1 protein-coding gene and 3 pseudogenes are annotated in these 2,865 nt (G+C 65.0%); 2 read left to right on the forward strand and 2 right to left on the reverse strand.

Going from position 1 to position 2,865, the window contains the following annotated elements:
• Positions 1 to 897, reverse strand: a pseudogene (locus tag IF89_RS0134820) (transposase); the annotation flags it as partial.
• 3 nt (positions 898 to 900) lie between these two features.
• On the opposite strand from IF89_RS0134820, the pseudogene IF89_RS48655 reads away from it, so the two are divergent.
• Together IF89_RS48655 and IF89_RS0134825 are read left to right on the forward strand one after the other, a co-directional pair.
• A pseudogene (locus tag IF89_RS48655) lies at positions 901 to 1,143 on the forward strand (IS630 family transposase); the annotation flags it as partial.
• Positions 1,144 to 1,524: 381 nt separating this feature from the next.
• Entirely contained in the window at positions 1,525 to 2,691 is a 1,167-nt protein-coding gene (locus tag IF89_RS0134825; protein ID WP_234328021.1) for a serine hydrolase domain-containing protein, read from the forward strand.
• A 75-nt stretch (positions 2,692 to 2,766) separates the two neighbouring features.
• Here the strand turns inward: IF89_RS0134825 and IF89_RS48660 are convergent.
• Positions 2,767 to 2,865: pseudogene (locus IF89_RS48660) on the reverse strand (integrase); the annotation flags it as partial.

The following is a 2,865-nucleotide window of genomic DNA, read 5'->3' on the forward strand; positions in this document are numbered from 1 at the left end:
GATGTTCCTGAACCCCCGGCGGACCCGGGCCGGGCTGAGCCGGTCCGAGGCGGTGGGTTTCTCCCATGGCCGGCGGAGGTCCGCGGCGAGCGATCGGGCGAGCCGGAGCTGGGTGTGAGCGACGATCAGGATCCAGGTCCAGCGGTCCGCCGCCTCGGGAGTACGGAGCTTCGGGGTGGTCCAGCCGAGGGTCTGCTTCGCGAAGCGGAAGGTGTACTCCAGATCGAAGCGACGGAGGAATGCCTGCCAGAAACGATCCACATCGTCCGGGGTGGCGCCGGTCTTCGAGGACCACAGCCACACTGGCGGAGCGTCCCGTTCCTTCGACAGGTGCTCGACCTTCAGACGGATCAACGTGCCTTCGGCAATGGCGTCGTGGTCGAGCCAGGCCGAGCGGTGAGTGAGCCGGGGATGGACCCGGTCCCATGCCTGCGTTTCGGCCTTGCCGTAGTTGGTGGTGTCGATAACCGTGGTGATGGCGGGCTCGGGCCAGGTCTCCGGCTTGGTGAAGCGGAACTCCGGGCCGTGCTTGGGCGGCCGGCCGTTCGTCCCCGGCTGGCGGGGCGGCTTCGGCAGCCGCATGACGCGGTCGGACCGGACCCTGCCGACCAGCTCGACGGGCAGGTCACGCAGGACCCACGCCAGGCGGGTGACGTCATAGCCGACGTCGCTGACGATCACGATATGCGGGTCCCCGGCCTGCCACTGACCCGCGGTGATGAGCCGCTCCACGACACCCCGCAGCTGGGCGGCGGTGACCGCGGTCGCGTCGTCCACCGGTCCCAGCCGGACCGCGTCCAGAACCGGGGTCCAGGACGTGGCGCCCGGCTCCAGCACCGCGACGAAGGAGTAGGGCCAGCCCGGAATGAACTGCGACGCCGTCTTCGCACCGCCGTAGGCCTGCACTTCACGCCCACTAGCGCGTCATGGCTGAACCTGGTCGAGCGGTGGTTCGCCGAGCTCGCACAGAAGAAACTCAAGCGTGGAGTCCACCGCTCCGTCCAGGCCCTCGAACGCGACATCCGATCCTGGCTCGCCAACTGGAACAAACACCCCAAACCGTTCGCCTGGACAAAGACCGCCGACGAGATCCTCGACAAAGTCGCCGCCTACTGCCGACGAATCTCTGACTCAGATCACTAGATCTGAGCTTGCAGAGGAAGTAGCGCCAGGTGGGAAGCAGGTACACGAAGCGGTACACCGAGGAGTTCAAGCGGAGCGCGGCCGCGCGCGTCAACTCCGTTCTCTCGGGCCACCTCCGACTGACTGACCGCCTGTTTGGCGATCCGCGCCCGTTCCGCGGTAGACGGTCCCCGGCTGTGCGAAGTAAACGAAAGATCAGTGATCGAGAAGCGTGACGCGGTCGCGAACACGTTCATGCACACAGGATCAGGCACATCAGGTTAAGCAACGGCATCAGCGACAGAGAAAGGGCTCAGCCTGAAGGCTCTGGCGGGAGCACCGGCTGGCGGATTTCGGCGGGGCTGCGCCTCCCTAAGCTTACCGGCATCCAGGCAACTACCGATGATGGGAAAGACATTGCTCGAGGTCAGCGGTTCATGCGAGAGCCGGTTTGAGTCGGTACAGGCGGTTTTGGAAGAACAGCTGCAGTCTGGCGCGGAGTTAGGGGCATCCCTATACGTTGACTTGGACGGCAAGGGTGTTGTGGACATCTGGGGAGGATTTCGGGACGTGTCCCGGAACGTACCCTGGACTAGGGATACCCTGACTAACGTATGGTCGACGACGAAGGCAGTCACGTCCCTTGCCGCACTGCTTCTGGTAGACCGGGGGTTGCTCGATGTGGACGCGCCGGTGCGAACCTACTGGCCTGAGTTCGCGGCGAGTGGCAAGAAATCAGTCCTCGTACGCCACCTTCTATCCCATACCTCGGGTGTCTCCGGCTGGGAGAAGCCCTGCACCCTGCAGGACATCTACGAGACACGGGCCGCAGCGGCGCGCTTGGCGATGCAAGCGCCCTGGTGGGAGCCGGGAACGGCGTCCGGATACCATGGTATGAACTTCGGCCACTTGGTTGGGGAACTGATCCGACGCATTACGGGGCAGTCGCTACGCTCCTTCGTCGCGGCCGAATTGGCAGGCCCGCTTGGTGCGGACTTCCAGATCGGCGTAAGCCCGGCGGACTGGCATCGAATCGCAGACCTAGTTCCGCCGGCTCTTGAGCCCCACGCGCTCGACGCCCTGGACCCGGCAACCCCTATGTACAAGACCCTGACTAGCCCGTTGACGCCAGCGGATGTGGCGAACACGGCGGACTGGCGGCTCGCCGAGATCGGCGCTGCCAACGGTCATGGGACCGCGGCGGGCCTCGCCCGCCTGCTGTCCGCCATATCCCGCGAAGGCGTGATCGACGGCCTCCATCTGCTCTCGTCGGAGACGATCGATTTAGCTCTAAAGGAACAGGCTAGCGGTGTCGATCTTGTCATTGGGCTTCCCATGCGCTGGGGAATGGGCTTCGCGCTCCCTGAGGAGCACACATTTCCCTACATCCCAGACGGACGAGTCTGTTTTTGGGGCGGGTGGGGTGGTTCCATTGTCGTCATGGATCTTGAGCGTCACCTGACTCTGGCCTACACCATGAATAAGATGGGTGGAGGAGTGGTGGGTTCTGAGCGTACCGAGGCTTACGTGTCAGCTGCCTACCACGCCCTCCGGAAGATGGGAAGCTGAGCCGCTCGTCTGGCTGGTGACTTGGGTGAAGTGGGGGCTGCTAGTGCGTTGGCCACGAACGTTCGCCGGGGCTGGTTAGGCGGCTTTGGGCCGTGGGCGGCCCCAGCGTTGCTGGCGTTCGCTGCGGACCTTGGCGCGTTCGCGGCGCTGGGCGGCCAGGACGTCGGGGTGGCG

Source organism: Streptomyces sp. NRRL F-2664 (genome assembly GCF_000719345.1).
Classification (GTDB): Bacteria; Actinomycetota; Actinomycetes; order Streptomycetales; family Streptomycetaceae; genus Streptomyces.